At 73.5% G+C, this 24,442-nt stretch carries 21 protein-coding genes; 11 read left to right on the forward strand and 10 right to left on the reverse strand.

What is annotated here, in order from left to right; translation table 11 throughout:
* Positions 1-128 precede the first annotated feature (128 nt).
* Genes ACQVFL_RS17170 through ACQVFL_RS17220 form a run of 11 tightly spaced genes read left to right on the forward strand, consistent with a single transcriptional unit; the run spans position 129 to position 11,857 of the window.
* Positions 129-1,427 (forward strand): ATP-grasp domain-containing protein, encoded by a 1,299-nt coding sequence (locus tag ACQVFL_RS17170; RefSeq protein WP_431726987.1) that lies wholly within the window; start codon positions 129-131, stop codon positions 1,425-1,427.
* On the forward strand, positions 1,424-2,251 hold the full coding sequence (locus ACQVFL_RS17175) for a Rossmann-like domain-containing protein (protein WP_431726988.1): 828 nt from the start codon (positions 1,424-1,426) through the stop codon (positions 2,249-2,251). Before ACQVFL_RS17170 ends, ACQVFL_RS17175 begins: the two co-directional genes overlap by 4 nt.
* On the forward strand, positions 2,248-3,303 hold the full coding sequence (locus ACQVFL_RS17180) for a PLP-dependent cysteine synthase family protein (RefSeq protein ID WP_431726989.1): 1,056 nt from the start codon (positions 2,248-2,250) through the stop codon (positions 3,301-3,303). Before ACQVFL_RS17175 ends, ACQVFL_RS17180 begins: the two co-directional genes overlap by 4 nt.
* Positions 3,300-4,328, forward strand: a complete 1,029-nt coding sequence (locus tag ACQVFL_RS17185; RefSeq protein ID WP_431726990.1) for a dipeptide epimerase — start codon at positions 3,300-3,302, stop codon at positions 4,326-4,328. The genes ACQVFL_RS17180 and ACQVFL_RS17185 overlap by 4 nt, the downstream gene beginning before the upstream one ends.
* A complete protein-coding gene (locus ACQVFL_RS17190; RefSeq protein WP_431726991.1) occupies positions 4,325-5,617 on the forward strand; it encodes an MFS transporter in 1,293 nt (430 codons plus the stop codon). Before ACQVFL_RS17185 ends, ACQVFL_RS17190 begins: the two co-directional genes overlap by 4 nt.
* 29 nt (positions 5,618-5,646) lie before the next feature.
* Positions 5,647-7,194 (forward strand): ABC transporter substrate-binding protein, encoded by a 1,548-nt coding sequence (locus tag ACQVFL_RS17195; RefSeq protein ID WP_396696718.1) that lies wholly within the window; start codon positions 5,647-5,649, stop codon positions 7,192-7,194.
* Positions 7,191-8,135, forward strand: a complete 945-nt coding sequence (locus ACQVFL_RS17200) for an ABC transporter permease (protein ID WP_431726992.1) — start codon at positions 7,191-7,193, stop codon at positions 8,133-8,135. The genes ACQVFL_RS17195 and ACQVFL_RS17200 overlap by 4 nt, the downstream gene beginning before the upstream one ends.
* Complete coding sequence (locus ACQVFL_RS17205; RefSeq protein WP_431726993.1) at positions 8,132-8,965, forward strand: ABC transporter permease; 834 nt, start codon at positions 8,132-8,134, stop codon at positions 8,963-8,965. The genes ACQVFL_RS17200 and ACQVFL_RS17205 overlap by 4 nt, the downstream gene beginning before the upstream one ends.
* A complete protein-coding gene (locus ACQVFL_RS17210; RefSeq protein ID WP_431726994.1) occupies positions 8,962-10,542 on the forward strand; it encodes an ABC transporter ATP-binding protein in 1,581 nt (526 codons plus the stop codon). Before ACQVFL_RS17205 ends, ACQVFL_RS17210 begins: the two co-directional genes overlap by 4 nt.
* Entirely contained in the window at positions 10,539-11,162 is a 624-nt protein-coding gene (locus tag ACQVFL_RS17215; protein WP_431726995.1) for a GNAT family N-acetyltransferase, read from the forward strand. The genes ACQVFL_RS17210 and ACQVFL_RS17215 overlap by 4 nt, the downstream gene beginning before the upstream one ends.
* Before the next feature lie 50 nt (positions 11,163-11,212).
* The gene (locus ACQVFL_RS17220; protein ID WP_131054526.1) at positions 11,213-11,857 is read left to right on the forward strand and encodes a helix-turn-helix domain-containing protein; all 645 of its coding nucleotides are present in this window, start codon (positions 11,213-11,215) and stop codon (positions 11,855-11,857) included.
* A gap of 54 nt (positions 11,858-11,911) precedes the next feature.
* On the opposite strand, the gene ACQVFL_RS17225 is transcribed toward ACQVFL_RS17220, so the two are convergent.
* The 10 genes from ACQVFL_RS17225 to ACQVFL_RS17270 are packed head-to-tail and all read right to left on the reverse strand — an operon-like array spanning position 11,912 to position 24,441.
* Complete coding sequence (locus tag ACQVFL_RS17225; RefSeq protein ID WP_431726996.1) at positions 11,912-13,006, reverse strand: alpha/beta hydrolase family protein; 1,095 nt, start codon at positions 13,004-13,006, stop codon at positions 11,912-11,914.
* An 11-nt stretch (positions 13,007-13,017) separates the two neighbouring features.
* Positions 13,018-14,016 (reverse strand): LLM class flavin-dependent oxidoreductase, encoded by a 999-nt coding sequence (locus ACQVFL_RS17230; RefSeq protein ID WP_396696704.1) that lies wholly within the window; start codon positions 14,014-14,016, stop codon positions 13,018-13,020.
* Positions 14,016-14,345, reverse strand: a complete 330-nt coding sequence (locus tag ACQVFL_RS17235; protein WP_431726997.1) for a TIGR04076 family protein — start codon at positions 14,343-14,345, stop codon at positions 14,016-14,018. The genes ACQVFL_RS17230 and ACQVFL_RS17235 overlap by 1 nt, the downstream gene beginning before the upstream one ends.
* Positions 14,342-15,346 carry a zinc-binding dehydrogenase gene (locus ACQVFL_RS17240; protein WP_431726998.1) on the reverse strand — a complete coding sequence of 335 codons (1,005 nt, stop codon included), beginning with the start codon at positions 15,344-15,346 and terminating at the stop codon, positions 14,342-14,344. Before ACQVFL_RS17240 ends, ACQVFL_RS17235 begins: the two co-directional genes overlap by 4 nt.
* On the reverse strand, positions 15,343-15,756 hold the full coding sequence (locus ACQVFL_RS17245) for a nuclear transport factor 2 family protein (protein WP_431726999.1): 414 nt from the start codon (positions 15,754-15,756) through the stop codon (positions 15,343-15,345). The genes ACQVFL_RS17240 and ACQVFL_RS17245 overlap by 4 nt, the downstream gene beginning before the upstream one ends.
* Positions 15,753-17,000, reverse strand: coding sequence for an amidohydrolase family protein (locus ACQVFL_RS17250; RefSeq protein ID WP_431727000.1), 1,248 nt, complete (start codon positions 16,998-17,000; stop codon positions 15,753-15,755). The genes ACQVFL_RS17245 and ACQVFL_RS17250 overlap by 4 nt, the downstream gene beginning before the upstream one ends.
* Positions 16,997-18,682 carry a hydantoinase B/oxoprolinase family protein gene (locus ACQVFL_RS17255; protein WP_431727001.1) on the reverse strand — a complete coding sequence of 562 codons (1,686 nt, stop codon included), beginning with the start codon at positions 18,680-18,682 and terminating at the stop codon, positions 16,997-16,999. The genes ACQVFL_RS17250 and ACQVFL_RS17255 overlap by 4 nt, the downstream gene beginning before the upstream one ends.
* Positions 18,675-20,363 carry a hydantoinase B/oxoprolinase family protein gene (locus tag ACQVFL_RS17260; RefSeq protein WP_431727002.1) on the reverse strand — a complete coding sequence of 563 codons (1,689 nt, stop codon included), beginning with the start codon at positions 20,361-20,363 and terminating at the stop codon, positions 18,675-18,677. The genes ACQVFL_RS17255 and ACQVFL_RS17260 overlap by 8 nt, the downstream gene beginning before the upstream one ends.
* The gene (locus ACQVFL_RS17265) at positions 20,360-22,411 is read right to left on the reverse strand and encodes a hydantoinase/oxoprolinase family protein (protein WP_431727003.1); all 2,052 of its coding nucleotides are present in this window, start codon (positions 22,409-22,411) and stop codon (positions 20,360-20,362) included. The genes ACQVFL_RS17260 and ACQVFL_RS17265 overlap by 4 nt, the downstream gene beginning before the upstream one ends.
* Entirely contained in the window at positions 22,408-24,441 is a 2,034-nt protein-coding gene (locus ACQVFL_RS17270) for a dipeptide ABC transporter ATP-binding protein (protein ID WP_431727004.1), read from the reverse strand. Before ACQVFL_RS17270 ends, ACQVFL_RS17265 begins: the two co-directional genes overlap by 4 nt.
* Position 24,442: the final 1 nt, after the last annotated feature.

Below are 24,442 nucleotides of genomic sequence, written 5' to 3' on the forward strand. Positions count from 1 at the left end.
CCTCGGTCCCGGGCGCACGACTGTCGGCACGGCGTCACCCTCCGACACGCCGCGCCGCACCCCTCCTTCCTCCCGCAAATGAAAACCGTTACCATTGCCATCGCCTGTTGCTGAGTGGGGAGGCGTCGATGGCGCACGTGTTGTTGGTGGAGAGCTGGGTCGGGGCGATGAGCCACCTCCTGCCGCGAGCGGTGTTGGAGGCCGGACACCGGTTCTCGTTCCTGACCCGGGACCTGCACCACTACCTGCGCGGTGCGCCGCCCGGCGGCACACATCCGCTGCTGGCCGCGCAGAACGTGCTGACCGTCGACACCAACGACGTACCCGCGCTGTTGGAGCAGGCCGGACGGCTGCACGCGGCGTTGCGCTTCGAGGGGGTGCTCACCTCGTGTGACTACTACCTGGACACGGTCGCCCAGGTGGCCGCGCACCTCGGGCTGCCCGGTGCGGATCCGGCGGCGGTGCGGCGGGCGTACCGCAAGGATCTGGCCCGGACGGCGATGGCCCGCGCCGGTGTGCCGCAGCCCAGGTTCGCGCTCGCCGACGGCTGGGCGGCCACCGCGCAGGCCGCGCGCGAGCTGGGGTATCCGCTGGTGCTGAAGCCGGTGGACCTGTGCGCCGGCATGTACGTACGGCAGGTGGCGGACCCGACCGAGCTGCGCGCCGCGTTCGACGCCCTCGCCGCGTTCCCGGTCAACGCCCGGCGGCAGCCGAGGGTGCCGGTGGTGCTGCTGGAGGAGCTGCTGACCGGCCCGGAGGTGAGCGTGGAGACGGTCACCGTCGACGGTGTGACCACGGTCGTCGGGATCACCGACAAGAGTCTCGGCGGTGCCTCCGGGTTCGTCGAGACGGGCCACATGTTCCCGGCGGTGCTGGACCCGGCGACCCGTGAGCGGATCGGCGAGGTGGCGGTGGCCGCTCTGGAGGCGGTCGGGTTGGACCGCGCGGTCGGGCACACCGAGCTGCGGCTGACACCCACCGGGCCGCGCGTGGTGGAGGTCAACCCCCGGCCCGCCGGCAACCAGATCACCGAGTTGGTGCGCCGGGTCACCGGTGTGGACCTGCCGATGGTGTACGCGCAGCTCGCGCTCGGCGAACACCCGGACCTCACCCCGGCCGACACCGGCGTACGCAGTGCCGCGATCGCGTTCGTGCTGCCGCCGCGACCCGGTGTCGTGGCGCGGATCGACGGCACCGGAGCCTGGTCGACGGATCCTCGGGTGGTCGACTGGTCGGTGAAGCCGGACGGCCACCGGGTCGGGGACGCCAGCAGCAACAACGACTACCTGGGTCACGTGATGGTGGTCGACACCGCCGGTGCCGGTGCGCGGACGGTCGCCGACCGGCTGGCCGGGCAGGCCCGGGTCGGGTACCTCGACGAGAGCGTTCCGGCCGGTGCCGACGCCCGGGTCGGGGTCGGGGCGTGACGGCCACCTCGCCGGCCCGACCGGCGTACCGGTCGATGTCGGCGCTGGTGGAGGCGGTGCGCGCGGGACGGCTCGGGGCCGATCCGGCGCGGGCCACGGTCAGCGTCGGGTTCGTCACCCGGCAGGGCGTGCGGCACGCCTCGCGGGCGCACGGCTACCGCAACCACGTGCTGAGTCTGCGGGTCGACGCGGCGGTCGGATCGTGCGCGATCGAGCCGGGCGAACTACCCGACGAGACCGCGTACGACTGCGTCGGCGCGTCCGTGGCGGACCTGCTCGCCCACCCACTGCTGCCGGTGCGGGTGGCCGCGCTGGACGCGTACCTGATGGCGGTGCGCCCGCACGCCGAGGCGGCGGACGCGACGGTCACCGTGCCCGGTGGCGGGTCGCTGGCCAAGTCACGGGCGCGCGCCGAGGCGGTGGTGGACCTGCTGCCGACGAGCAGCCGCACGGTGCTGGTCGTCGGGGTGGTCAACTCGCTGTTGGAGCGGCTGCGGGCGACCGGTCGCCGGTATCTGCCGTGCGACCTGGCCGGGGGCCGCACCGAGTGGGGAGAGCCGCACCTGCCCGACGCGACGGCGGTGCTGGACCGCTGCGACGCGATCCTGGCCTCCGGCATGACCCTCGGCAACGACACGTTCGCGTCGCTGCTGGCGCACGCCGCCGCCGAGCGGAAACCGTTCGTGGCGTTCGCGCAGACCGGCAGCGCGGTGCTGCCGTGGTTTTTGGGCGCCGGGCTGACCGCCGTGTCGGCCGAGCCGTACCCGTTCTTCTGGCTCGACGGCGGGCCGACGACCCTCTACCGCTACGGAGTGTCCGGATGAGCGCGCCACAACTGTTGAACCTGGTCGGACACACCCCGCTGGTGTACGTCGACGCGCCGCTGCCGCACCCGCACGGCGGCTTCTGGGCGAAGGTCGAGTGTGCCGCGCCGGGTGGCATGAAGGCCCGCGCGGCGGTCACCATGCTGGCCGGGGCGCGGCGTCGGGGCGAGTTGCGTGACGGCGCGCCGGTGGTGGAGTCGACGAGCGGCACGCTGGGGATCGGGCTGGCGTTCGCCGGGCACGCCTTCGGGCACCCGGTGGTGCTGGTGGTGGACCGGGAGCTGGAGCCGTCGATGCGGGCGCTGCTGCGCGCGTACGGGGCGCGGCTGGAGGTGGTCGACCGGCCGCACCCGACCGGCGGGTGGCAGCAGGCCCGCCGGGACCGGTTGACCGAGCTGCTCACGGCGCTGCCGGGGGCGTACTGGCCGGATCAGTACCACAACCCCGACAACGTGGCCGGGTACGCGAGCCTCGGTGACGAGATCGCCGCCCAGGTCGACGCGGTGGACGTGCTGGTGTGCAGTGTGGGCACCGGCGGGCACAGCGCCGGGCTGGCGCGGGCGTTGCGGCGCTCCTGGCCCCACCTGCGGCTGATCGGCGTGGACACCGTCGGGTCGACGATCTTCGGTCAGCCCGCCCGTCCCCGGCTGATGCGCGGCCTGGGCAGCAGCATCCATCCGGACAACGTGGACTATCCGGCCTTCCACGAGGTGCACTGGGTCGGTCCGGCGGAGGCGGTGGACACCTGCCGGCGGTTGGCGCGTACCGGCTTCGTCACCGGCGGGTGGAGCACCGGGGCGGTGGCCCGGGTCGCCGCCTGGGCCGCCCGGACCCGGCCGGACGCCCGGGTGGTGACGGTCTTCCCGGACGGCCCGCACCGCTATCTCGACAGCATCTTCGACGACGGCTGGTGCGCCCGGCACGGACTGCTCGGCTCCGGCCACGGGTATCCGGTGGAGATCCCGCACCCCGGCGCGGTGGAGGTCACCCGGTGGAGCCGGTGCCGGACGGTGACCGATCCGGTTGCCGACCGGGGACGGGTACCGGCATGAGGCTGACCTGGCAGGCATACCCGCTGGTGCTGCGGGAGCCGCTGCGCATCTCCCGGTCGGTGATGGCCCGTCGGGAGGCGGTACGGCTGACCGTGACGCACGACGGTGTCACCGGGCACGGCGAGGTCGTCACCAGCCACTATCTCGGACTCGACCGGGCGGCGATCGAGGCGTGCTGCGCCGGGTGGGCGGAGCGGGTGGCAAGCCGCCCGGACCCGGAGACGCTCCGGGCCGAGCTGGGCGCGTATCCGGGGCCGCCGGGAGTGCGTGGGGCGCTCGACGCGGCCGTGCACGACCTGCTCGGGCACGCCCGGGGCGTACCGGTGCACCGGCTGGTGGGGGCGCCGCAGCCGACGCCGGTGGCCACCGCGTACACCATCGGGCTGGTGCCGGTGCCGGAGGCGGCGGCGACCGCCCGACGGCTGGTCGCCGCCGGGTTCTCGGTGCTCAAGGTGAAGGCCGGCGACGCGGACGACCTGGCCCGGGTGGCGGCGGTCCGGGCCGCCGCGCCGCACGCCCGGCTGCTGCTCGACCCCAACGGCGGCTGGTCCGCCGAGCAGGCCGTGCGTCAGCTCGACGCGCTCGCGCCGCACAAGCTGGACGCGGTGGAACAGCCCATCCCGCCGGGCCGCCCCGACCTGCTGGCCTGGGTGGGTGCCCGCAGCGGCACGCCCGTGGTCGCCGACGAGGACGCCGCCGGTCCGGCCGACCTGGACCGACTGGCGGGCGCGGTCGCCGGGGTGAACGTGAAGCTGGCGCGGTGCGGCGGCATCACCGCCGCCGGGGACATGATCGAGGCGGCCCGGCAGCGGGACCTGGACGTGATGCTCGGCTGCCTGGTGGCCAGCTCGCTCGGCATCGCCCCGGCGGTGCACCTGGCCGGTCTGGCCCGCTGGGTGGACCTGGACGGCCATCTGCTGCTCGCCGACGACCCGTGGACCGGGATCGGCGGGCGGGACGGTGTGCTGCGCCTGTCCGGGGCGGCCGGGCTCGGCGTGGCACCCGCAGCGGAGGAACGCCGGTGAGGGCCACCTGGGCGTCGTGGCGCGGCTTCCCGGTGCCGATCCGGCTGCTGGTGGTCAACCAGCTCGGCGTCAACGTCGGCTTCTACATGCTGCTGCCGTTCCTGGCCGGTTATCTCACCGACCAGATCGGGCTCTCGGCCGCCCTGGTCGGCCTGGTCCTCGGGGTCCGCAACCTGAGCCAACAGGGACTGTTCCTGCTCGGCGGCTCGGCGGCGGACCGGCTCGGCGCACGCGGGGTGATCATCGCCGGGTGTGGCCTGCGGGCGGTCGGCTTCGCGGTGTTCGCGGTCGGCGGGTCGCTGTCGGCGCTGCTGGTCGCCTCGGTGCTGACCGGGCTGGCCGGTGCCCTGTTCAACCCGGCCGTGCGCGCCTATCTGGCCCAGGCCGCCCCGGACCGGCGGGCCGAGGCGTTCGCCCTGTTCAACGTGTTCGCCAGCGCGGGGGCGCTGATCGGGCCGCTGGTCGGCAGCGCGCTGCTGCTGGTGGACTTCCGGGCGGCGGCGACCGGGGCCGCGCTGGTGTTCGCCGCGTTGACCGTGGCGCAGGCGCTGGTGCTGCCGGCCCAGCCGGTGACGGCCAGCGGGCAGAGCGTCGGCCGGGACTGGCGGGAGTCGCTGACCGACGGCCGGTTCCTGGCGTTCACGGTGGCGTTGAGCGCGCTCTTCGCGTTGCAGACCCAGCTCTATCTGGTGCTGCCGGTGCAGGCGGAGGCGGTCACCGGCACGCCGCTGGCGGTCGCCGCACTCTTCGTCGTCTCCACCGTGGTCACCGTGGCGGGGCAGGTCCGCATCACCGCGCGGCTGCGTCGCCGCGTCGATCGGGGTACCGCGATCGCCGCCGGGATGGCGGTGACCGGCGCTGGTTTCCTGGTGCCGCTGGTGCCGCTCGGCGGTCCCCCGGCGGTACGCGTGCTGCCGGTGCTCGTCACCACGCTGGCGCTGGCGGTCGGGGTGATGGTGGCACAGCCGTTCGTGCTGGAGCTGCTGCCCGGGTTCGCCCGCACCGGGCTGACCGGCACCTACTTCGGCGTCTTCTATCTCGCCTCGGGTGTGGTGGCGGCGCTCGCCACCACCGCCGTCGGCGGGCTCATGCAGACCGGAGCGGGCGGCACGGCCGAGCGGGTCCCGGCCGGGGCGTGGCTGCTCTGTGCCGCCCTCGGGCTGGCCTCGGCCGCGGCGGTGCGGGTGCTGCACCGCCGGAACCTGCTCGGCCCCCGACCGGCCGCCGACACCGCACCGGGCGACGCGCGGCTGCCCGCCGTCACCCCTCGCCGCCCCGGCGCGGCCTGAACACCGCAACACCTTCGAGAGGAAACCCCATGTCGATCCACCTGTCCCGCCGCACGCTGCTCGGCGGCGGCGCCGCCCTGGCCACCGCCCTGCTCACCGGCTGCGGCGGCGACTCCACCAGCGGCCCCGGTGCCGGTGACACCCCGAGGCGGGGCGGCCGGTTGCGGGTCGCGTTCGCCGGTGGCGGTGCCACCGAGACGCTCGACCCGCACCTGGCGAACCTGTTCAACGAGGCGTCCCGGGCCAAGGCCGTCTTCGACAAACTGGCCGACTACGGCCCCGACGTGTCGATCCAGCCCCGGCTGGCGCTGAGCTGGGAACCGAACGCGGACCTGACCCGCTGGCGGGTGGCGCTGCGCGAGGCCACCTTCCACGACGGTCGGCCGGTCCGCGCCGCCGACGTGCTGGCCAGCTACGCCCGCATCGTCGACCCGGACCGGGCGTTCCGGGCCCGCGCCAGCCTTTCCCTGATCGACCTGCGGGCCAGCCGGGCGGTGGACGACCGCACCGTCGAGTTCGCCCTGCACCGGCCGTTCGCCGAGTTCGGCAACGTCCTCGCCACGTTCGGCGCGTACATCGTGCCGGAAGGCGCCGAGTCGTTCGACCGGCCGATCGGTTCCGGCCCGTTCACCGTCAGCAGCTTCACCCCCGGCCGGTCGCTGCTGCTGGCCCGCTACCCGGACTACTGGGAGGGTGCCGCGCACCTCGACGAGCTGGAGTACGTGATCGCCAACGAGGAGTCGGCCCGGATCAACGCCCTGCTCGGCGGGCAGGTCGACTACGCGCACGATGTCAGCCCGACCACCGCGCGGACGCACACCGGCAACGACCGGGTCGCCATCACCCGGATGCCGAACAGCAACCTGCTCGGCTTCACGATGAAGGTGGACCGTCCCCCGTTCGACAACCGGGACCTGCGCGAGGCGATGTTCCTGCTCACCGACCGCGAGCAGCTCGTCGAGACGGTGCTCTCCGGCACCGGGCAGGTCGGCAACGACCTGTTCGGCAAGGGCTTCCAGTACTACGCCGACGACATCCCGCAGCGCACCCGCGACCTCGACCGGGCTCGCGCGCTGGTGGACCGGGCCGGTGCGCGCGGACTGCGCATCCCGTTGGACACCGCGCCGGTCGCCGCCGGTTTCGTCGAGGCCGCCAGCGTCTTCGCCGACCAGGCCCGTCAGGTCGGGCTCACCGTCGAGCCGGTGCAACGCAACAAGGACACCTACTGGCGGGACGTGCTCGACGGCGGCGTGCTGGCCACCTTCCGCAGCGGCGCCATGCCGATCGAGACGCACATCTCGCAGCGGCTGCTGACCACCTCCACCACGAACGCCACCCGCTGGACGCGGCCCGAGTTCGACGCGCTCTACGGCACCGCCGTCTCCACCCCCGACGAGGCGGGTCGCCGTCGCGCGTACGGGGACATGCAGCGGATGCTGCACGCCGAGGGCGGGCTGCTGGTGTGGGGGTTCGCCGACTTCCTGGTGGCCACCGCCCCGACGGTGCGCGGAGTCTCCGCCGAGGCGCCCGCGAACACCCTGGACTGGGCCCGCTTCGACAAGGTGTGGCTGGCTTGAGTCTGACCCGCTACACCGTGCAGCGGCTGCTGCTCGGTGTCGGGCAGGTCGCCGGCATCACCACCGTCGTGTTCGTCCTCACCGAGGCGCTGCCCGGGGACGCGGCCGTGGTGATCGCCGGTGACCATCCCGACCCGGAGCGGATCGCGCTGATCCGGGCGCAGCTCGACCTCGACCGACCGGCCTGGTGGCGTTTCCTGGACTGGTTGGTCGGGCTGCTGCACGGCGACCTCGGTGCCTCGCTGATCTCGCAGCGGCCGGTGCTGGACCTGATCGTCGGCGGGGCCGCCGCGACGCTGCTGCTCGCGGTCGCCACGCTGGTGCTGCTGGTGCCGCTCGCCGTCGGGCTCGGCATGCTCGCCGCCCGCCGCGAGGGGGGCCGGCTCGACCGGACACTCACCACCCTCGCGGTCGGACTGTACGCGGTGCCCGAGTTCGCCCTGGCCATCCTGCTGGTGGCGGTCTTCGGCGTCCGGCTGGGCTGGTTCCCGCCCACCGCTGTCGGCGCCGACCTGCTCGCCCAGCCGGGTGTGCTGGTGCTGCCGCTGCTGGTGCTGCTGGCCCGGCCGATCTGCTCGATCAGTCGGCTGACCCGCGCCGGCATGGTGGACGCCCTGCGCGCGGAGTACGTCCAGCACGCCCGCCGTCTCGGTCTCTCCACCCGGCGGCGGTGGCTGGCGCACGCGCTGCCGACCGCCGCCGCGCCGGTCGTGCAGCAGGTCGCCCGCACCACCGACTGGCTGCTCGGCGGCGTCATCGTGGTGGAGGCGGTCTTCGTCATCCCCGGGCTGGGCACCGCCCTGGTCGACGCGGTCGCCGCCCGGGACGTACCCACCGTCCAGGGGCTCTGCGTGGTCGTGGCGGTCACCACCGTGCTGGTCAACCTGGTCGCGGACCTGGTGGCGTTCCGGCTCGCCCCGCGTACGGTCGGTGTCCGGTGACGGCCCGACGGCGGAGACCCCGGGCGGTCGTCGGGATCGTGCTGCTCGCCGTGCCGCTGCTGGTCGCGGTCGCCGGTCCGCTGCTGGTCACCGAGTCCGACGCGCGGACCCGACCGTTCGACGGCGCGGGGCTGCTCGGCACCGACTTCGTCGGCCGGGACGTCGTCGGGCAGGTGCTGCTCGGCGGGTGGTCCGTCGTCGCGGTCGCGGTCGCCGCCACCGCGCTGGCCTATCTGCTGGGCGTGCCGCTCGGCCTGGTCGCCGCGCTCACCCGGCACCGGCGGCTCGACGAGGCGCTGATGCGCCCGCTGGACCTGCTGCTCGCCATCCCGTCGTTGCTGCTGCTCATCCTGCTGGCCGCCACCGCACCACGGGGGCCGCTGACCCTGGTGGTGATCGTCGCGGTCGTCACCCTGCCGGAGGTCGCGCGGATCACCCGCGCCGCCGCGTTGCCGCTGGCGCACGGCACCGTGATGGAGGCGATGCGGCTCTACCGGGAGACCTGGTGGCGGCGGGCGATGGGCTACGTCGTGCGGGGCATCCGCCGGGTCCTGCTCGCCGACGCCGGGGTGCGGTTCATCGGCGCGGTCTATCTCGTCGCGACGGCCAGCTTCCTCGGCATCGGGGTCGCCCCGGACGCCGCCGACTGGGCGGTCATGGTCGACCGCAACCGGGGCGGGATCTTCCTGCAACCGTGGGCGGTCGTCGTCCCGGCCGCGCTGCTCGTCGCGCTCGCCGTCGGCGTCAACCTGGTCACCGACGCGCTGGTGACCGGCCGGAAGTCGGTGGCGGAGCCGGACGGCGCGCGTACCCGGGAGGAGGTCCGATGATCCGGGTCGACGGGCTGGGTGCCGTCGCCGACGGACACCGGTTGCTGCGGGACGTGTCGTTCACGGTGCCGTCCGGTGGGGTGCTCGCCGTCGTCGGTCCGTCCGGCAGCGGCAAGTCCACCCTCGGGCGGGCGCTGCTCGGCGAGGTCGGTCCCGGCGTACGCCTCACCGGCCGGGTCGAGATCGACGGTCGCGTGGTCGGTCCCGGAACCCCGGCGCCCGGTGGGCTCGTCGGGTACGTCCCGCAGCAGCCCTCGGCCGCGCTCACCCCGGTACGCCGCATCGGTCCCGTGCTGCACGAGATCGCCCGCCGACACCGTCCGGTCCCCGGTCGGCGGGCCCGCCGCGCCGCCGTCCGGGAGGCGGTCCGGGCGGTGCTGACCCGGGTGGGGCTGCCCGCCGACGCCGAAGCGCTGCGACGCTACCCGCACCAGTTCTCCGGTGGGCAGCAGCAACGGCTGGTCGTCGCACACGCCCTGCTGGCCGGGGCCCGGGTCCTGGTCGCCGACGAGCCGACCACCGGGCAGGACGGCCTGCACCGCCGCGACGTGGCCGCCGAGCTGCGCCGCCTGGCCGCCACCGGGGTCACCGTCGTCCTGCTCAGCCACGACCTGCATCTGGTCCGCGCGATCGCCGACGACGCGATCGTCCTGGACCGGGGCGTGGTGGTCGCCGCCGGTCCGGCGCACACGGTCGTCGGGGAGCCCACCCGGTCCGCTCCGGCGGCCCGTCCCGACGCCGGGTCCCCGTCCACCGACGCGCTGCTGCGGGCCGAGGCACTGACCGCAGCCGCGCTGCTGCGGGCCGAGGGGCTGACCGCCGCGCACCGGGGCGGCACCGTCCTGCACGGCGTCGACGTGACGCTGGGCGACGCGCAGTGCCTCGCGCTGATCGGTCGCTCCGGCAGCGGGAAGACCACCCTCGCCCGCTGCCTGGCCGGGCTGCACCGGCCGGACACCGGCACCGTCACCCTCGACGGCCGTCGGCTGGCCGCCTCCCTCGATCGACGGGACCCGGCCGACCTCGCCGCCGTGCAGTACGTCTTCCAGGACCCCCGGGCCAGCTTCCACCCGTACGCGCCGGTGCTGGCGCAGGTGACCCGGCCCGCCGTCCGGCTGCGGCGGCAGGGACCCGCCGACGTGCTGGCGGCGGCGCGTGCCCTGCTGGATCAGGTCGGCCTCGACCGGGACCTGGTCACCCGTCGGCCGGACCGGCTCTCCGGGGGCGAACTGCAACGTGCCGCCCTGGTCCGGGCCCTGCTGACCCGGCCGCGTCTGCTCGTCTGCGACGAGATCACCTCCGGGCTGGACGGCGTCAACCGGGACCGGATCCTCAGCCTGCTGGACGAGCTGCGGCAGGCGCACCGCCTGGCGTTGCTGGTCATCACGCACGACCCGGAGGTCGTCGTCCGGCTCGCCGACCGCGTCGTCGTACTCGACCATGGTCGGGTCGTCGAGCACGGTCGGGCCGCCGAGCTGCCCGCCGGTGCCCGGTCGACGCTGACCCGCGCGCTGCTGGACCCGACGATCGCGCTACCCGCGACCACACCCGACACCGAGGAGATGAGCAGGACATGACCGACGAGACGACCGGACCGTACGACCTCCGCACCGCCGGGCCGCAGCACCTCGACGGTGCCCGCAGCGTCATGCTGGACACCTTCTACCGGGACTTCGGCTACGGCTACCAGCCTCGTTGGCACGCCGACGTCATCGACCTGGCCGGCACCTACCTGCGCCCGGCGCGGCACGCCCTGTTCGTCGCCACCAAGGGTGACGAGGTGGTCGCCACCACCGCCGTACGCGCCGCCGCGCCGAACAGCCCGCCGCACCCGCGCTGGCTGGCGGAGCGCTACCCGGCGGCGAGCACGGCGCAGCTCTTCCGGGTCTACGTCCGTCCCGAGCACCGGCGCAACGGGCTCGCCCGGGCCCTCGTGCGGCGTGCCGTCACGTTCGCCGCCGGGCAACCCGACTACCGGGTGGTCTATCTGCACACCGACACCCGGGTGCCCGGCGCGGAGGCGTTCTGGCGCGGCGTGGCCGAGCTGGTGCACGACCCGCGCGACGGTGATCCCCACGCCTCCCCCACCGTCCACTTCGAGATCCCGCTCCCCGGCCGCAGACCGGCACACGGGGACCAGATCGCCGCCGATTCGGCACGGTCGGGGGCTTCCCCAAGGGCCACCTCCGTTCGATAGCATCGAACACGGGTCCGGACGGGTTCCGGCCAGCGCGACAGGAGGTCCCCATGCGGTCCACGGGCAGTCATCCGGTCCCGGAGCAGGCCCGCCCCGACGACGGGAGCAACGGTCACACCCCGGCCGACCTGGTCGGTGCCCGGATCCGCCAGTACCGCAAGGAACGCGGGCTGACCCTGCGCGGCCTCGCGTCCCGCTCCGGGCTGTCCATCGGCTTCCTGTCCCAGGTCGAGCGCGGCATCTCGTCCATCGGGCTGACCGCGCTCGGCAGCGTGGCCAAGGCACTGGACCGGACGGTGGGCGACTTCTTCGACGCCAGCACCGCGCCGGTCGGGGGCACCGTCACCACGCTGCCCCACCACTTCTCGCTGACCAGGGCGGAGACCACCGCCACGCAGTACGTCTCGGGTCAGCAGACCTATCGGATGCTCTCCGAACGTGGGCCGGACCTGCTGCTCGAACCGATGCTGGTGCACATCGCCCCCGGCGGTCGGCGGGAGAACGCGTACGGCCACGCGGGCGAGGAGTTCGCCTACGTCATCTCCGGCGAGCTGCTCTACGAGGTCAACGGCGTCGAGCACCGGCTGCATCCGGGCGACAGCGTGCACCTGCGCTCCACGGTGCCGCACACGATGTACAACGACACCGACGCGGTGACCACCGTGGTCTCGGTCGTCACGCCCCGACTGTTCTGACGGCGGCCCCGGCTTGTTCACTGTGATGAAACAAGCCGGCAACTCCGGGCGGGCTCACCGCCCGAGGCTGCGCCCCACCTGCTCCATGGTGGCCTGGCAGATCGCCGAGCCGGGACCGATCACGTCGAAATGGTCGCCGGGCAGTTCGAGGTGGGTCAGCTCGTCACCGGCCGCCCGCGCCGCCACCGCGTACCGGCGGTTGATGTCGACCAGGTCCGGGCTGTCGCCCGCCCCCTGCACCAGCAGCGTGGGCACCCCGACCGGCAGCCGCGCCATCGGGTCACCGGCCGCATACCGCTCGGGGACGGTCGTCGGGGTGCCGCCGAGAGCGGCGCTGACCGCACCGTCACCGAGCTGACGGCCGTCGGCCTCGGCCAGGTCCAGCACACCGGCCAGCGACACCGCCAGGGCGACCCGTGGCCCCGGGGCGAGGTCAGCCGCCAGGTCCGCCGCCGCCCGCAGGGCCAGTTGCCCACCGGCCGAGTGGCCGAACACGACGATCCGGTCCAGGTCCAGCACACCGGCGTCGGTCACGACGGGCAGCACCGCCAGCGCCGCCGCCACGTCGGCGGTGGTGGCGTCCCAGCCGTGCCGGTCCGGCCGCCGGTACTCCACGTTCCACGCCGCGTAGCCGCGCGCGGCCAGGTCCACGGCGAGCGCGTCCATCAGGTCGGCTCCCCAGTGCGACCGCCAGAAGCCGCCGTGCAGCAGCACCGCGACCGGCACCGGACGCGCCGGGTCCGTGGTGGGCAGTCGCAGCTCGCCCCACTGGTCGGCATGCGCGCCGTAGGGGACGCGCACCGCCGGGGACCGGTGCTGGTGCACCGCGTGGCGGATCGCCCAGGCCAACCCCCACACGCCCCGGCCGGAGAGGTGGCGGGCACCGGCGACGGCCGTGGCCACGGTGAGGTCGTACCAGACGACGTGCGGGGCGGCCCCGCTCATCAGGGCCCACGCGGACGCCGTCGGGCCGGGCAGCACCACCACCGGCGCGGCGGTGGCCGCCAGCGCCGATTCCAGCGCGTCGGCCGAGTCGGCGGCCACCAGGCGACCGGTGCCGCCGAGGTCGGCGGCGGTGGCGGTGGTGAGCGACTCCAGCAGGGCGAGGTCGGCGACGAGGTCCGGGCCGACCAGCACGGTGACGTCCATCCGGTTCTCCTTCAGCGACGCAGCAGGGGCAGGACGGCGGTGCCGAGCAGGTCGACGCCCCGGTCGTCGGTCAGCCCGTGCGGGGTGCCGAACTCCACCCGCCGGACCCCGGCGTCGATGAGCTGCTGCGCCTGGGCGGCGACCTGCTCGGGGGTGCCGGAGAAGGCGAAGCGGTCGAGCACCTCGTCCGGGATCAGCCGCCCGGCGGCGTCGTGCGCGCCCGCGTCGACCAGTTCACCGACGCGCGCCACCAGGCCGTCCGGCAGGGTGACCGTCGGGTCCAGGTCGGCGACCACGGCGAGGTACATGGCGACCTCGGTACGGGCCTTGGCCCGCGCCGCCTCGCCGTCGGTGTCGACCACCGTCACCGCACCGAGGACGATGCCGACCTCGTCCACGTCGCGTCCGGCGGCGAGGGCCCCGGCCCGGAGCCGGTCCCGGACCACCGGCACCATGTCGGGGTTCGCGCTGCCGCCCACCTTGATCTCGTCGGCGATCCGGCCGGCCAGGGCCGCGCCCTTCGGGCCCCACGCCCCGATCAGCAGCGGCGGATCGGGGCGCTGCACGGCGTAGCGCAGCGCGGTCTCCGGGGCCAGCGTGAAGACCTGCCCCCGGTAGCCGTCCCGGTCACCGCGCAGCAGGCGGTAGACGACCGCCGCCGCCTCCTCGATGGTGGCCAGCGGCTTCGGCTGGGGCAGCCCGACCGCGCCGAGCCAGGTGCCGCGCGCCAACCCCAGGTAGGCCCGTCCGGCCGAGGCCAGGTCGAGCGCGGCGAGCTGACCGGCGATCTCGTACGGCGCCAGGCTGTACGGATTCAGGCAGGCCGGGCCGAGGCGTACCCGGCTGGTGGCCTGGGCCATCTCCAGCAGCGGGAAGATCGGCGGCTGGTACATCAGGTCACCGAAGACGGTCAGCACGTCGAATCCGTGCGACTCGGCGGCACGGGCCAGCCGGGCGTACGCGCCGGACGGCTTGTCGCTCTGTAGACCGAGTCCGATCTCGACCGTCATCAGGTGAGGTCCGCCGAGTTCATCCGGCGTCGGCAGGTCCGCTCCACCTTCATGATCAGCCGCTCCTCCGGGTCCGGGCAGGCGAAGTGCGAGTCCTGGTCGAGCCAGTCCCCGGCGGCCAGGTCCCGCTGCTTGGCGGCGAGGAAGGGCAGCACGGCGGCGAGGGCGTACACGCAGAAGTGCTTGCCCTCGGGCAGCTTCAGGTGGGCACTGTTGACCAGGTCGAACGAGTCGCCGACGGCCATGCCGCAGACCGAGCGCCCCTCGATGCGGTCCACGGTCACCGTCAGGTCGTAGATCTCCATGTCGCCGTCCGGGCTGTCGCTCATCCTCGCTCCTCCTCGTCGAGCCGTACGATGATCTTGCCGGTGGTCCGTCGGGCGGCCAGGTCGTCCAGGGCCTCCGGGGTCTGCGCCAGCGACACCACCCGGCTGACCGGGGGCCGGACCGCGCCGGAGTCGCAGAGGTCGAACAGCGCCCGGTAGGCGGCGGCGACCGCCTCCGGGCAACGCCACGGGTACTGCGAGCCCCAGGAGAGTCCGATCAGGTCGGCGTTCGCCGCGATCAGCCGGGCCGGGTCGACCGGCGGTGGCGGACCACCGGCCGCGCCCACGCTGACCAGCCGGCCCTCGAAGGCCAGGCAGTCCAGCGACCGGGCGAGCAGGTCGCCGCCGACCGGGTCGACGACCACGTCCACGCCCTGCCCGTCGGTGGCCGCCCGGACCGCCGCCACGAAGTCCTCGCCGGTGTAGTCGATCGCCACGGCCGCACCCTGGGCCCGGCAGACCTCGGTCTTCGCCGGGCCACCGGCGGTCGCGACGACCCGCGCGCCCCGGGCGACGGCGAGTTGGGTGACGGCGATGCCGACCCCACCGGCACCGGCGTGCACCAGCACCGTCTTCCCGGCGGTGACCCCGGCGCGTTCCAGCGCGAACCAGGCGGTCTGGTAGGTGACCGGCAGTGCCGCCGCGATCGTCGGGTCCACGGTGGACGGACGGGGCACCACCACGGTCGCGTCGACCGTGACGGTGTCGCCGAGGGCACCGCGCGGCAGCGCCGGGCAGGCGATGACCTCCTGGCCCAGCAGGTGCTCGGCACCGGCACCGGCCGCCACCACCCGACCGGCCGCCTCGACACCCGGCGTCATCGGCGGCTCCGGCCGCACCGGGTACTCGCCCCGGCAGAGCGAGACGTCGAGATAGTTCAGCCCCACGGCGCGGACCGCGAGCTGGACCTCGCCGGGGCCGGGCGCGGGGTCGTCGGGCCGCTCGGCCACCGACAGCACCCGACCGGGCTCACCCGTGTCGTAGGCGACCAGCCGCCGGATCATCGCGCCGCCACCGGCTCGCGGAGCGACTCGGCGTGGTGGTGCACGATCTGCCACCGGCCGTCGACGCGGCGCAGCACGTCGGTGACGCGGGCGGACGACGGCGGGTCATCGGCCTCGGCCCGCGCGATCAGCAGATAGCGGGCCAGGCCCACGTCGCCCCACACGTCGATGCGCTTGTCCTGCGCCGCGAGCACCGCCAACTGCGGGCGCTGTCCGGCGGCGTCGCGCTGGTCGCGGTAGGCGTCCAGCTCCGCCCGGGTCCGCAACGGCCCGGGCAGGTGGGTCTCCCAGGTGGTCACGTCGGCGTGCAGGTGCCCGTCGAAGCGCTGGCGGTCCCCGGCGAGGAAGGCCGCGTACAGGTCGTCGATGAGCGCGGCGATGAGTGCCGCGTCGGTTGCCACGATCGTCATGCCGTCTCCGTCCGGTCGTCCCGGGCGATCCGTCCGCCCTTCATCACCCAGCGCACACCCCGGAACGCCGAGATTGCGGTGAGCGGGTCCTCGTCCATCGCGATCAGGTCGGCCAGCTTGCCGACCTCGACCGTGCCCCGGTCCTCCTCGACACCCAGCCAGCGCACCGGCCCCCGGGTGCCGGCGTGCAACGCCCGCGCCGGGCCGATCCGCTCGGCCATGTACTCCAGCTCCCGGACCGTGGCGTTGGTGCCCTCGAAGTGCCAGAACGGCGGCATGTCGCTGCCGAGCAGCACCTCCACCCCGGCCTCGACGGCCATCGCGAAACTCTCCAGGTGCCGAGGTCCGGCCCCGAGCGACCGGCACTGCATCCACTCCGGTACGCCGAGTTCGTCGAAGAACTCCTTGCACCGGGTCACCAGCAGCGTCGGCACCAGGGCGGTGCCCTGCTCCGCCATCCGCGCCACCACTTGCGGGGTGAGCTGGTAGCCGTGCTCCACACAGTCCAGTCCCAGCTCCACCGCCGCGCCGATCACCTCGGCCGGTCCGGCGTGCGCGGTGACCTTGCGGCCCCAGGCGTGTGCCGTCTCCAGCACCGCGGCCAGCTCGTCGGTGAACAACTGCGGGGTGTTGATGCGCTCGTGCTCACCGGCGATGCCGCCGGAGATCATCACCTTGATCAGGTCCGCGCCGGCCTTGATCTGGCTGCGCACGCCGTGGCGGAACCCGACCGGTCCGTCGCACTCCAGGGTGTCGCTGCTCTCGTGGCCGTGCCCGCCGGTGCAGACCAGTGCCCGCCCGGCGGTGTGGATGCGGGGGCCCTGGGCCCGGCCGGCGGCGATGGCGCGGCGCAACGCGAAGTCGGCGTGGTCCTTCTCGGCGACGCAGCGCACCGTGGTCACGCCACAGTGCAGCGTGCGCCGGGCCCCGTCGGCCATGTAGTACGCCAGGTCGTGCGGACCCATCATCTTGACGTCGTCGCCGCCGGTGCCGGGCAGCGACAGCGAGAAGTGGGTGTGCATGTTGGCCAGACCGGGCGTCAGGTACGCCCCGTCCAGGTCCACCTCGCGGACCGCACCGGCGGCCTGCGCCTGCGCCGTCACCTCGGCGTACGGACCGACGGCGGCGATCCGGTCGCCGCGTACCCAGACGGCGGCGTCCGGGATCGGGTCCACCCCGTCCACCACCCGCGCGTCCAGCACGGTGCAGTGGGCCAGCAGCAGGTTCGGCTCGACGTCGCTCATGCGATCACCCCATAGGTCTCACGGGCGGCCTCGGCGGAGACGTACCCCTCCGCCACGTCACGACGTACCGCCTCCGGATCCCGCAACGAGGGATCACCATGACCACCACCACCAGCGGTCAACAACGACACCCGATCACCGGACACCACCATCGTCCGACGCGTACTCACCCGCGCCTCACGATCCGTACCCGGAAACACCACCACCTGATTCGGCTCCGGCGACAACCCACCCGCCAACGCCCACGGCGCACTCCGCGTCTTCTTGATCACCGAAAGAAACTCCCCCGACGACACGAAACGAATATCCCGCCGCAACCCACACCCACCCCGAAACCGCCCCGCACCACCCGAATCCGTCCGAATCTCCACCCGCTCGAAGAACATCCCGGTCTTGGCTTCCAGGACTTCGACGGGGGTGTTGCGGGCCTGGGTCTGGCACAGGTGGTTCGCCGGGCCGATCCCGTCGTGGTCGACGGTGCCGCCCCAGCCCACCGGGTCGTTGTTGCTCACGGCGAAGATCTGACCGGTCTCCGGGTGCGCGCCGACCATCATGAACCCGGGCACGTCACCACCGCTGGACGCGGGCAACCGCTCCGGCATCCCCTGCGCCAACGCCTTGTAGATCAGTTCCAGGGCGACCGTCCCGGTCCACTGGGTGAAGGTCGCCGCCGGGTAGACCGCGTGGAACAGCGTGCCGGGCTCGGCGCGTACCCGCAGCGGGGCGAAGTGCCCGGCGTTGCTCTGCTCGGTGGGGGTGGTGATCGCCTTGAAGGCGACCCGGCAGGTCGCGATGGTGGCGCCCAACGGCAGGTTGACCGGGCCGGGGACCGCCGGTGAGGAACCGGCGAAGTCCACCGTGAACGTGCCGTCGGCGACGGTCACCGTGGCCCGCATCAGGATCGGCTGGTCGGTGACGCCGTCGTCGTCGAGCCAGTCCTCGGCCGTCCAGGTGCCCTGCGGCAGCGCGGCGACCGCCTCGGCAGCGGACTCGGCGGCCGTGGCGATGAGCCGCTCGACCACGGCGTCCACGGTGGCCGTGCCGTGCCGGCGGTACACCTCGGTGAGGCGGCGCTCGCCGGTGCGCAGCGCGGCGATCTGCGCGTGCAGGTCACCCAGCACCGCGTCCGGCATCCGCGAGTTGAACCGGATCAGCTCGTGGATCTCCCGCACCGGCACACCCCGGGACACCACCTTCGTTCCTGGGAAGATCAACCCCTCCTGGTGCATGTCCGTCGAGTCCAACACGTACCCCGGGTCCTTCGCCCCGAGGTCCATCCAGTGCGCGCGGATGCAGAGGAAGCCGATCAGCTCCGCCCCGTCGGCGCCTTGCGGGTCGGGCAGGAAGACCGGGGCGAACAGCGTGGCGTCGTAGCTGTGCGCGGCGTTCCAGTACGGGTAGTTGAGCAGCACCACGTCGCCGGGGTGCAGGTTCTCCCGACCCACGTACTCCACGCCCCTGGCCAGCGAGTAGTCGTTCGCGCCGAGGAACCGGGACAGCCCGGTCGACTCCGCGACCAGCCGCAGGTGACGGTCGTAGACGGAGATGCCGAAGTCGTGCACCTCGTAGATGACCGGGTTGAAGGCGGTACGCACCAGCGTCACCCGCATCTCCTCGGCGGCGGAGGTGAGGTAGCTGCCGATCACCTCGACGGTCGCGCCGTCGACCGGGGGCTCACCCATCGACGTCCACCCCGTAGACCTCACGGGCGGCCTCGGCGGAGACGTACCCCTCCGCCACGTCACGACGTACCGCCTCCGGATCCCGCAACGAGGGATCACCATGACCACCACCACCAGCGGTCAACAACGACACCCGATCACCGGACACCACCACCGTCCGACGCGTACTCACCCGCGCCTCACGATCCGTACCCGGAAACACCACCACCTGATTCGGCTCCGGCGACAACCCACCCGCCAACGCCCACGGCGCACTCCGCGTCTTCTTGATCACCGAAAGAAACTCCCCCGACGACACGAAACGAATATCCCGCCGCAACCCACACCCACCCCGAAACCGCCCCGCACCACCCGAATCCGTCCGAATCTCCACCCGCTCGAAGAACATCCCGGTGCGGGCCTCCATCACCTCGATCGGGGTGCCCCGCCCGGTGCTGCCGGAGACGTGGGTGGCAGCCTCCATGCCGTCGTGCTCCGGGGTGCCGCCCCAGCCGACCAGGTCGTTGTTGCTCACCGCGAAGATCTGACCGGTCTCCGGGTGCGCGCCGACCATCATGAACCCCGGCACGTCACCACCACTGGACGCCGGCAACCGCTCCGGCATCCCCTGCGCCAACGCCTTGAGGATCAGCTCGACGGCGACGATGCCGGTCCAGAGCGTGAAGGTCGGCTGCGGGTAGACCGCGTGGAACAGGGTGCCCGGCTCGGCGCGTACCTCCAGCGGGGCGACGGTCCCGGCGTTCGACGGCTCGTCCGGCGAGGTCAACGACTTGAGGACGACCTTGCAGATCGCCTCGGTCGCGCCGAACGGCATGTTGATCGGCCCCCGGGTGGCCGGTGCCGAGCCGGCGAAGTCCACCACGAAACGTTCGTCGCTGACGGTGACCGTGACCCGCATCTTGACCGGGTCCTCGGTGATGCCGTCGTCGTCGACCCAGTCCTCGGCCGTCCAGGTGCCCTGCGGCAGGGTGGCCAGCGCGGCCCGGGTGCGGGCCTCGCCGTCGGCGATGATGTGGTCGACGGCGGCGGAGACGGTGTCCCGGCCGAACTTCTCGATGATCTCCAGCAGTCGGCGCTCGCCGGTACGCAGCGCGGCGATCTGCGCGTGCAGATCACCCAACACCGCGTCCGGCATCCGCGAGTTGAACCGGATCAACTCGTGGATCTCCCGCACCGGCACACCCCGGGACACCACCTTCGTCCCCGGAAAGATCAACCCCTCCTGGTGCATGTCCGTCGAGTCCAACACGTACCCCGGGTCCTTCGCCCCCAGATCCATCCAGTGCGCCCGGACACAGAGGAAGCCCACCAGGTCGCCGTCGGCGTCGGCGTCCGCCGGGTCGGGCCGGAACACCGGCGCGAACAGCGTCGCGTCGTACGCGTGCGCGGCATTCCAGTACGGGTAGTTCAGCAGCACCACGTCACCCCGGTGCAGGTTCTCCCGACCCACGTACTCCACGCCCTTGGCCAGCGAGAAGTCGTTCGCGCCGAGGAAGAAGGTCAGCCCGGTGGCCTCGGCGACCAGGCGCAGGTCGGCGTCGTAGATCGACAGGCCGAAGTCGTGCACCTCGTAGATGACCGGGTTGAACGAGGTCCGGATCAGGGTGGCCCGCATCTCCTCGGCCGCCGACAGCAGATAGCTGCGGACGACCTCGACCTGTGCGCCGTCCAGTGTGGTCATGCCGACTCCTCCAGGGTGACCAGCAGGTAGCGGTGCTCGTCCACGGTGACGCGCTGGCCACTGGGCACGACCGTGGTGGAGGTGCCCTCGTCGACCAGCGCCGGACCGCTGAACGTGTCGCCCGGCTCCAGCACGGCCCGGTCGTACACCGCGAACGGGACCACGGCACGCGAGCCGAAGTCGTACGCGTCGCGGTGGGTGAGCAGCGCCCGGGACGGGTCACCGTCGCCGCGCGGGTGGGTGCCCAACTCCGGGCGGGTGGTCCGGCCGATGCCCCGGACCCGCAGGTTGAGCAGTTGCAGCGGGTTGTCCATGGTGTGGCCGTACCGGGCCCGGTGCACCTCGTCGAAGGCGCCGCGCACCGCGTCACGATCCAGCGTCGACCCGACGGTCACCATCAGGCTGTGCTCCTGGCCCAGGTAGCGCACCTCGAACTGGCGCTCCAACACGGCCTGGTCGGCCGGTACGCCCTGGTCCACCAGCGAGGCGACCGCCTCGGCCTCGACGGCCTTGAACAGCTCCTCCAGCTCGTCCAGTCCCACCTCGTCGAGGCCGGCCATCACGGTACGGCTGAAGTCGTTGACGATGTCCGCCGACAGCATGCCCCAGGCGGAGAAGCCGGACGGCGCGAACGGCACGACGACCTCGCCGATGCCCATCTCACGGGCCAGCAACGGGGCCAGCAGCGGCCCGGCGCCACCGAAGGCGAGCAGCGAGAAGTGCCGGGGGTCGTGCCCCCGCTCCACGGTGATCTGGCGGACCGCGCCGACCGTGCGGGCCAGCAGCACGTCGAAGACACCGGCGGCGGCGGACGTGGCGTCCCGCCCGAGCGGCTGCGCCAGTTGCTCGTCGATCGCCGCCCGCGCCGCCTGGTCGTGCAGGCCCATGGTGCCGGCGAGGAAACGCTCCGGGTCCATGTAGCCGAGCACCACCGCCGCGTCGGTGACGGTCGGACGGGTGCCGCCCCGGCCGTAGCAGACCGGCCCCGGGTCGGCCCCGGCGCTCTGCGGGCCCACCTTGAGCAGCCCCCGGTCCAGCCAGGCGATCGAGCCGCCACCGGCACCGATGGTCCGGATGTCGTACGTCGGGATCAGCAGCGGGAAGTGCTCCAACTGCGCCTCGTACGCGGCCACGGCGGTGCCGTTCTCGATCACGCAGGCGTCCAGCGAGGTGCCGCCGATGTCGAACGTCAGCAGCCGCTCCCGGCCCAGCTCCGAGGCGAGGTACGCGGCACCGACGATGCCGCCGGCCGGGCCGGACAGCACGGTGTGCGTCGGTGACGTCTTCGCCACCGCGCTGGTCATCGAGCCACCGCCGGAGCGCATGATCAGGAACTGTCCGGTGAAGCCCCGCTCGGCGAGGCCGGACTCCAACTCGTCGACGTACCGTTCGAAGATCGGCCGGATGTACGCCTCCAGCACGGTGGTGCTGGTCCGCTCGTACTCGCGGTACTCGCGCACGATGTCGGTGGAGAGCGAGAGGCTGACCTCGGGGAACTCCTCGCGGATCAGCCGGGCCGCCTCGCGCTCGTGGGTGGGGTCCAGGAACGAGTGCAGGAAGCAGATCGCGATCGAGGTCACCTGGTGGTCCACCACCAGCGTGCGGGCGGCGGCGCGGACGCTGGCCGGGTCCAGGTCCTCCACCACCCGGCCCCGGTGGTCGAGTCGACCGCGTACCCCGGCGGTGAAACGGCGCTGCACCAGGCTCGGCGGGCGCTGGTACTGGAAGTCGTACATGTGGTCGGCGGGCACGTTGCCCCGGCCGATCAGGAAGATGTCGCGGAAGCCCTCGTTGGTGATGATCCCGGTCCGGCCGCCGCGCCGCTCCAGCACCGCGTTGAGTCCCAGCGTGGTGCCGTGCGTGAACAGCTCCACCTCGGACAGGTCGGTGCCGAGCGCCTCGATGGCGGCGAGCACCCCGTCGGCGGGCCGGGCCGGGGTGGTCGACGCCTTGCGGAAACGCACCCGGTTGGTGCGGGTGTCCAGTTCCATCGCGTCGACGAACGTGCCGCCGATGTCGACGGCCAGCCGGATGGGACGACGGGTCATGGCGTGTCGGCCTGCTTTCCGATCAGGGCGGGAAGTTCCGGGACGCGCCAGCAGGCGGCCCGGCTCGCGCCGTACGACTGAAGGTTCTGCGGCTGGGAGCGACAGGTGTCGGTGACGAAGGGGCACCGGGCGGCGAGCGCACATCCGGTGGCCGCGTCGGTCTCCTCCAGGTCCTTGACCAGCTCCACCCCCGCGACGGACGCGGGCGGCGCGCCGAGTCGCGGTGCGCTGGCCAGCAGTGCCCGGGTGTAGGGGTGGCGGGGGGTGTCGAACACGACGTCGACGGGCCCCTCCTCCACCACGCGACCGAGGTAGAGCACCGCCACCCGGTCGGCGAAGCCCCGGACGGTGGCCAGGTCGTGCGAGATGAAGACCGAGGCCCGGTCGGTGTCGGCGGTGACGTCGGCGATCACGTCGAGGATCTGGGCCTGCACGGTGACGTCGAGGGCGGAGGTGGGCTCGTCGAAGACGATCAGGTCGGGCTCGCCGACCAGGGCGCGGGCGATGCCGATGCGCTGGGCCTGGCCGCCGGAGAGCTCGTGCGGGTAGCGCCGCAGGATGGACCGGTCGAGTTCCATCCGGTCCAGCACGGCGGCGACCCGGGCCTCCCGCTGGGCGGCGGGCAGGCCGGCGGCGCGCAGCGGCTCGGCGATGGAGTCGCCGACGGTACGCCTCGGGCTCAGCGACCCGATCGGGTCCTGGAAGACGAGCTGGGCGCGGGTCCGCAGCCGGCGTAGCTCCCGACCCCGGGGCGCCCGGCGGCCCGGCTGGCGGACCAGGTGTTGCCCGGCGACCGCGACGGAGCCGGAACTGGGCGCGACCAGCCCCATGATGAGTTTGGCGAGGGTGCTCTTGCCGCAGCCGCTCTCGCCGACCACCCCGAGCGTCTCGCCGGGTCCCAGGCGCAGGCTCACCCCGCGCAACGCGTGGTGTCCGCCGGAGCCGAAGCGGCTGCGGTAGACCACGTGCGCGTCCTCGATCTCCAGGACGGCGGACCCGGACTCCGTCGCGTCGGCGGCGACGGCGGGCGTGGGTGCCGCCTCGTCGGTGGTGATCGGGCCGGTCTGCGGGTGGTAGCAGGCCAGCGACCAGTCGGCGGCGGATGCGTCGTCGGCAGGCGCGTCCATCGGGGTGGTGGGCGGACGGCTGGTGGTGCAGGTGTCGTCGGCGTGCGGGCAGCGGGCCGCGAACGGGCACTGGTGCGGCGCCTCGCGCAGCAGCGGCATGGCGCCGGGGGTGGCCACCACCGGTCGGCCGCCGACGTCGGGCACCGAGCGCAGCAGCGCCCGGGTGTAGGGGTGCGCCGGTTCCCGGAAGACCTGGTCGGCCGGTCCGCTCTCGACCACGGTGCCGGCGTAGAGCACCACCACCCGGTCGCAGACCTCGGCGATCGAGGCGAGGTCGTGCGAGATCAGCAGGACGCTGCGGCCGTCCACGTCGGCGGCGTGCCGGAACTGGCGCAGGATCTCCCGGGTGAGCGTCACGTCCAGGCCGGTGGTCGGCTCGTCGGCGATCAGCAGGCCGGGGGCGCAACCGGTGGCCAGCGAGATCATCACCCGCTGGGCCATGCCGCCGGACAGCTCGTGCGGGTACGCCTCCAGGCGGCGTTGCGGGTTGCGGATGCCGACCGCCTCGAACAGCTCCCGCGCGGCCTCGCGGGCGCGTCCGGCGGACATCTCCTGGTGGGTGACGAGCCGGTCGGTGAGCTGGCGTCCCACGGTGCGGGTGGGGCTGAGCGCCCCGCGCGGGTTCTGGAAGCAGATCGCCGCTCCCCGTCCCCGGTGGGCGGCGAGGGCCGTCTCGTCCATCCGCAGCACGTCCGCGTCGTCGAAGCGGACCCGCCCGCTGGCGTGTGCGCCGGTGGGCAGCAGGCCGACCACCGCCCGGGCCACCATGCTCTTGCCGCCGCCGCTCTCGCCGACCAGTCCGACCACCTCGCCGGGCCGGACGGTGAGGCTGACGTCGCTGAGGGCGGCCACCTGCCGACCGGCCCGGTGGATGACCACGGAGAGGTTCTCGATGGAGAGCATG

The sequence above is a fragment of the Verrucosispora sp. TAA-831 genome (assembly GCF_050780145.1).
Classification (GTDB): Bacteria; Actinomycetota; Actinomycetes; order Mycobacteriales; family Micromonosporaceae; genus Micromonospora.